This is a genomic window from Mycobacterium sp. E2238 (genome assembly GCF_001672665.1).
In the GTDB taxonomy this organism is placed as follows: Bacteria; Actinomycetota; Actinomycetes; order Mycobacteriales; family Mycobacteriaceae; genus Mycobacterium.
In genome coordinates this window covers 129,941-136,232 of record NZ_LZKF01000255.1, presented here as the reverse complement: position 1 = coordinate 136,232, position 6,292 = coordinate 129,941, and the positions used below count along the sequence as shown (strand labels likewise).

The following is a 6,292-nucleotide window of genomic DNA, read 5'->3' as shown; positions in this document are numbered from 1 at the left end:
CCCGCTGCCGGCCCTGGCGACGAGGTCGAGCTTGACGCCGATCTGGGCGAGACTGTGCTGCGCGATCTGGGCGAACTGGCGGCTGCCCTGGGCGTCGTAGAACAGGTCGCGGATGACCAGCGGGCGGCCGTCCTTCTCGCGGAATTGGCCGTTGAGCTTCCAGCCCAAGGCGTCGAGCTCCCGCTTGGCCGCGTCCGGGTCGTACGGGAGGACCGCGCTGTTGTCCTGGTAGCCCTTCTGCCCCGCGACATAGATGTGGTTGCCCAGCGCCACCGGATCGCTGGTGAGGCCGTATTGGACGACCTTGGCGATGGTGCGCCGGTCGATGCCCTTGGCTACGGCGAGGCGCAGCGCCCTGTCGGCCAGGATCGATCCGGGCGCCCCGTTGAACGTGAAGTGCGACCACGCGGGGGCCGGGGCCCGCCGGATCGAGATTCCCTTCGTGCGCTGCGCGATGGTCAGCTGGTCGACCGTACCGACGCCCGACGCGTCGATGGTGTTGTTCTGCAGTGCGGGCAGCCGCGCGGCGTCATCCAGCACCAGATAGGTGATGTTGTCCAGGCGGGGACGGGCGCCCCACCATTTCGGGTTGCGGGACAACACGATCCGTTGGGTGGTGCGGTCCAGCGACGTGACGATGAAGGGGCCGGCAGACGGGCCGGGCCCATCGAGTTGGCCCTTGTTGAACGCCTCCGGCGTGGCCGTGACGCTCTTGGGCAGCAACATGCCGTTGCCGGCGAACATGCCGCGCCACTCGGCGTACGGTTTGGCGAAGGTCATGACGGCCTGCCGGTCGTCGACACCCCGGGTGACCGACGCGACCCGGTCGGCTCCGCCGGGTCCCGCGATCTCGAACGTCTTGTCCGCTCCGCTCAGCGCGTGGATTTGGCTGGCGATGTCTTCCCACGTGATCGGGGTGCCGTCGGACCACACCGCCTTCGGGTTGATCGTGTAGGTAACCACCTGCGGTGCGGTGCCGGTGAGTTCGACGCTGGTGAAGTAGTCGGTGTCGACCGTGGTCGAGCCGTCGGCGCCGATGATGAATGCCCGTGGCAACGTGGCCTTCATCATGGCGGCCACTTCCGCCGAATTGCCGTCGATGTGCAGGATGTTGAAGTTGGGCGGAAAGTCGCTGAGCGCCAGCCGCAGGCTGCCGCCGTCCCGCAAGGTGGCGGGGTCCTGGGGGTTGATATCGCTGGTCGTGCCGATCTCGGCGGCGTTATGTCCGGTTTCCGGCATGACGTTGATGGCCGGTGAGCAGCCGGAGAGCGTAAGCGCCACAACGAGAACCGCCGTCGCGGCCCGCCTAGACACGGTTGCCCGGATCCGGTTGTGGCACGGCGCCCAGAAGCCGCCGGGTGTATTCGTGCTGCGGATTGCCGAACACCTGCCGGCTGTCGCCCTGCTCCACGATCGCACCGGCATACATCACCACCACCTGGTGAGCAAGGTGTTTGACCACCGAAAGGTCATGGGAAACAAACAGATACGACAGGCTGAACCGCTCCTGCAGGTCGAGCAGCAGGTTGATGATGCCGGCCTGGATGGAGACGTCGAGAGCGGACACCGGCTCGTCGAGCGCCAGGATCTTCGGTTGCAATGCCAGCGCCCGGGCGATGCCGATGCGCTGCTTCTGCCCGCCGGAGAACTCGGCCGGATAGCGGGCGGCGTCGGCCCGGCGCAACCCCACGATGTCGAGCAGCTCTGCGACGCGCGCGTTGGTCTGGTCGTTGTCGAAGCCGTTGGCCAGCAACGGTTCGGCGATCAGGTCGAACACCGGTAGGCGGGGGTCCAGCGCGGCCACCGGATCCTGGAACACCACCTGAAGGTCGCGTCGCAACGATCGCCGGCGGGAGGCGCTCAGGGTGGCGACATCGCTACCGAGCACTTCGATCGAGCCCGATTGCGGCGCAACGAGCTCCAGGATCTCGTGCAGGGTGGTCGACTTGCCGGAGCCGGACTCGCCGACGATGCCCAGCGTGCGGCCCTGGCGCAGCTCGAAACTGACACCGTCGACCGCGCGGACCTCACCGACCGTGCGGCGCAACAACACGCCCTTCGTCAGCCGGTACGTCTTGACCAGATCGCGCACGCGCACGACGACCGTCGAGTCACCGGATTCGATTCGGGGGGCTTCCGTATTGACCCCGTAGATGTCAGCGGCGCTGCGCCCGTTGACCCGGTCGGTGCGGATGCAGGCCGCGCGGTGATCCACCCCGACCGGGAGCAACTCCGGTTCGTTCGCGCGGCATTCGTCGATGACCAGAGGGCAGCGCGGCGCGAAGGGGCAGCCGGGCTCCAGGCCTACCAGCGACGGGGGCGCGCCGGGGATTGGGACCAGCCGAGTGCCCTGGGCGGCGTCCAGCCGGGGAACGGAGCCCAATAGCCCAACGGTGTAGGGCATTCGGCGAGCGCGGTAAAGGTCGTGCACCCCGGCGGATTCGACGACCCGGCCGGCGTACATCACCAACGCCCGGTCGGCGAACTCGGCGACCACGCCCAGGTCGTGGGTGATGATCAGCACCCCCGCGCCGGTGACGTCGCGCGCCGTCTTGAGCACCTCGAGGATCTGCGCCTGCACGGTGACGTCCAGCGCGGTGGTGGGTTCGTCACAGATCAGCAGATCCGGGTCGTTGGCGATCGCGATCGCGATGACCACCCGCTGTCGCTCGCCGCCGGACAGCTCGTGCGGAAACGCCCGGGCGCGGCGTTCCGGCTGCGCGATACCGACCAACTCGAGCAGCTCCACGGCGCGCCGGCGGGCTGCGTTCTTGCCCACGTGCGGCTGGTGAATCGCGATCGCCTCGGCGATCTGGTCGCCGACGGTGTAGACGGGCGTCAGCGCGGACATCGGGTCCTGGAACACCATGCCGACCGTCTTGCCGCGAAACCGCGACATCGCCTCGTCCCCGAGGCCCAGCAACTCGGTGTCGTGCAACCGCACCGAGCCTCGCACCCGCGCGTATTCCGGCAGCAGGCCCATCACCGCCATCGCCGAAACGGACTTGCCCGAGCCCGATTCGCCGACCATCGCCACAACCTCACCCGGGGCGATGCTGTAACTGATGCCGCGCACCGCGGTCACCGGTTGGCCGTCCGTCGGAAAGGTGACGGCCAAGTCGCTCACCTCGAGCAGCGCGCTCACCGGGCGCCACCTCGCAGCATGCCGCTGCCGGGATCCAGCGCGTCGCGCAGGCCGTCGCCGGTCACGTTGGCGCACACCAGGATCAACACCAACACGCCCGCCGGAAACAGGAACACCCAGGGGAAGGTGGTCGCGGACTGGGTGCCATTGGCGATCAGCGTGCCCAGTGACACGTCGGGCGGCTGAATGCCGAAACCGAGAAAGCTGAGCCCGGTCTCGGCCAGGATGGCCGAGGCGACGTTGAGGGCGGCGTCGATGATCAAGATGGAGGCCACGTTCGGTACCACGTGGCCGAGGATGATCCCTCGGCTGGACACCCCCATGTACCTTGCGGCCCTGATGAATTCGCGTTCACGCAGACTCATGGTCATGCCGCGCACCATGCGCGAGCTGATCATCCAGCCGAATCCGGCCAGCAGCAACACGAGCATCAGGATGTTGGCCGAGCTCTTGGTTCGCGGTGTGACAATTGCGATGAGGATGAAGCTGGGCACCACCAGAAGCAGGTCGACCAGCCACATCAGCGCGCGGTCGCGCCAGCCGCCGAAATAGCCGGCGATCGAACCGACGGTGGCGGCGATGCCGGTTGAGATCACCGCCACGCAGACACCGATCAGCATTGACTTCTGCATGCCGCGGAGGATTTGCGCCAGCAAGTCCTGCCCGAGTGCGTTGGTGCCCAACCAGTGCCGGCCGTTCGGTGGTTGCAGCAGGGCCTCGAAGTCGAGGTCGTCATAGGAATACGGCAGCACCGCAGGCAGCGTGTAGCAGCCGACGAACAGCAGCACCAGCAGCGTCAGCGACACGACGGCCAATCGGTTGCGAACGAACCTGCGTAGCACGAGGGTCCGGCGCGAGGTGAACCGCGATGCCTTCGGGTCCGAGAGTCCCTGAGCGCCTTCCACTTTGGGCTCGGTTGTCATGACACCCGCACCCTCGGGTCGAGAGCGGCGTAGAAGACGTCGGAGAGTAGCCCGGCCAGCAGCACCACCGTGCCCGAGAACAGTGTGATCGCGGCGATTATGTAAGTGTCCTGTGTGGCGATGCCCTGCACCAGCCATTCACCCATGCCATGCCAGCCGAAGATCTTTTCGACGAACACCGCACCGGTGACCAGCCCGGCCACCCCGTAGGCGAACAGGGTGGCCAACGGTATCAGCGCCGTACGCAGCCCGTGTTTGACCAACGCGCGCCGCCGGGTGAGCCCTTTGGCGCGCGCGGTGCGAATGAAATCCTGGCCCAGAACGTCGAGCATCGCGTTGCGCTGATAGCGGCTGTATCCGGCGGCGGCGGCCAAAGTCAGGGTGAGGGTGGGCAGGATCAAATGCCGCAACCGGTCCACCAAATGGTGTCCGAGCCCGCCGCTCACCCCGGGCGAGGTTTCGCCGGTGTAATCGAACAACTGCACGCCCAAAGCCCAGTTCACTCGCAGTGCAGCCAGGATCAGCAGGCTGGCGATGACGAACGTCGGGGTGCTCAGGACCAGCAGCGCCACCATGGTGACGAGGCGGTCACTGAGTCGGTATTGGCGGATGGCTCCCCAGGCGCCGGCCACGATGCCCAGTACCGTGCCGGCCAGCGACCCGACGACCAGGAGCCGCAGGGTGACCCCGACGCGGCGCCAGAGGGTGGCGCCGACGGGCTGTCCGGTGATCGTCTTGCCGAAGTCGCCGCGAACCGCGTGCGAGGCCCACTGCGCGTAGCGGATCGGTATCGGCTTGTCCAAGTTGAGTGCGTGAGCTCTGGCGTCGATCACCGACTGCGGCGGCCGAGGACTGCGCTGCAACAGGCTGTCGAGTGGCCGGAACGCGACCGACGTCAGGCAGAACGTCAGAAACGACGCCAGCGCCAGCAGCACGACGTAGTTCAGCAATCGGCGCGCCAAGAAGCGGATCATCCCCGACCGCACCGCCCGCCTCGCATTGGGACAGGTTAACGAGCCTCCCCCGTCCTTGTGATCCGGCTGATTCTCATGAGTGAATTACGAGTGGTTCGTTGCTACTTTCGGGCCGCGATATCCCGAGGAGGCGTGCGTGACGGTTACCGATGACTACTTGGCGAACAACGCCCAATACGCGAGCGGTTTCCATGGCCCGCTGCCGATGCCGCCGAGCAAACACGTGGCGGTGGTCGCGTGTATGGACGCCCGGCTCGACGTCTACCGCCTCCTCGGCCTCAACGAGGGGGAGGCGCACGTCATCCGCAACGCCGGCGGGGTCGCCACCGACGACGTCATCCGCTCGCTCGCGATCAGCCAGCGGCTGCTGGGGACCCGGGAGGTCATCCTGATCCACCACACCGACTGCGGGATGCTGACGTTCACCGACGACGACTTCAAGCGCGCCATCCAGGAGGAGACGGGCCTCAAGCCGCCGTGGGCGGCCGAGGCGTTCCCCGACGTGGGCGAGGACGTCCGGCAGTCGCTGCGCCGCATCGACAACAGCCCGTTCGTCACGAAGCATGTCTCGCTTCGCGGGTTCGTCTTCGACGTCGCCACGGGCAAGCTCGAGGAAGTGGCGCTCTAGCGTCGCCCCCTGCGCCGAGCGTGTTCTCAGGGCGAGAAATTGCCCATTTTTGCGCCCTGAGAACACGTTCGGCGATGTTCTAGCCGACCTTGTAAGTGGCGAGGGCCTTCGCGACGAGCTGGCCCTGCGCGTCGACGAGCTCCGCCTCGCAGTTGACCAGCGACCGGCCGCGCCGCAGCACCCGGCCGACCCCGATCACGTCGGTGGCCCGGGCGGGGGCCATGAAGTCCAACGCCATCGACACGGTGACGCCCCGCAGTTCCGGTGGCGCCTCGGCCCCGCACCACGCCGCCGCCATCACGGTGACATCGGCGAGCGTGGCGATAGCGCCGCCATGGACCATGTCACCGATCGTGACGTTCGACGGGTCCCACGGCAGACGCAGCCTGACCTCGTGCTCCTCCAGTTGGTCGGCGACGATGCCCAGCTTCGTGACGAACGCCGATTGGAAGAGGAATTCCGCGATGACGTCGCGGCCGCTCGGGCCGGCCGGCGCAGGGTCAGAGGTCATCCCTTCATGCTGTCGCACCAGGCATCGGCCGGAAAGGGTGGCCGCCGGTCTTGACCCGATACGTCCCATGGCCGTCCTCCCCACTTGACAACCGTCGGCGCGAACTGATGC

Annotated in this window: 6 protein-coding genes; 1 reads left to right on the top strand and 5 read right to left on the bottom strand. The window is 67.2% G+C overall.

Annotated features, from left to right (window positions below; translation table 11 throughout):
- The 4 genes from A5711_RS24555 to A5711_RS24540 all read right to left on the bottom strand — a co-directional run.
- Nucleotides 1-1,239: ABC transporter family substrate-binding protein (locus A5711_RS24555; RefSeq protein WP_231987543.1), on the bottom strand; the 1,239-nt coding region annotated here is incomplete at its 3' end.
- A 67-nt stretch (nucleotides 1,240-1,306) separates the two neighbouring features.
- Nucleotides 1,307-3,145, bottom strand: coding sequence for an ABC transporter ATP-binding protein (locus tag A5711_RS24550; RefSeq protein WP_067951080.1), 1,839 nt, complete (start codon nucleotides 3,143-3,145; stop codon nucleotides 1,307-1,309).
- Nucleotides 3,142-4,068, bottom strand: a complete 927-nt coding sequence (locus A5711_RS24545; protein ID WP_067951079.1) for an ABC transporter permease — start codon at nucleotides 4,066-4,068, stop codon at nucleotides 3,142-3,144. Before A5711_RS24545 ends, A5711_RS24550 begins: the two co-directional genes overlap by 4 nt.
- A complete protein-coding gene (locus tag A5711_RS24540) occupies nucleotides 4,065-5,042 on the bottom strand; it encodes an ABC transporter permease (protein WP_067951077.1) in 978 nt (325 codons plus the stop codon). The genes A5711_RS24545 and A5711_RS24540 overlap by 4 nt, the downstream gene beginning before the upstream one ends.
- Before the next feature lie 136 nt (nucleotides 5,043-5,178).
- Between A5711_RS24540 and A5711_RS24535 the strand changes: the two genes are divergently transcribed.
- A complete protein-coding gene (locus tag A5711_RS24535) occupies nucleotides 5,179-5,670 on the top strand; it encodes a carbonic anhydrase (protein WP_067951102.1) in 492 nt (163 codons plus the stop codon).
- 79 nt (nucleotides 5,671-5,749) lie between these two features.
- On the opposite strand, the gene A5711_RS24530 is transcribed toward A5711_RS24535, so the two are convergent.
- A complete protein-coding gene (locus A5711_RS24530; protein WP_067951075.1) occupies nucleotides 5,750-6,181 on the bottom strand; it encodes a PaaI family thioesterase in 432 nt (143 codons plus the stop codon).
- Nucleotides 6,182-6,292 lie beyond the last annotated feature (111 nt).

Coding starts and splice junctions, on each gene's coding strand:
- A5711_RS24545 (WP_067951079.1), bottom strand. CDS start 4,068: ATGACAACCGAGCCCAAAGTGGAAGGCGCTCAGGGACTCTCGGACCCG.
- A5711_RS24540 (WP_067951077.1), bottom strand. CDS start 5,042: ATGATCCGCTTCTTGGCGCGCCGATTGCTGAACTACGTCGTGCTGCTG.
- A5711_RS24530 (WP_067951075.1), bottom strand. CDS start 6,181: ATGACCTCTGACCCTGCGCCGGCCGGCCCGAGCGGCCGCGACGTCATC.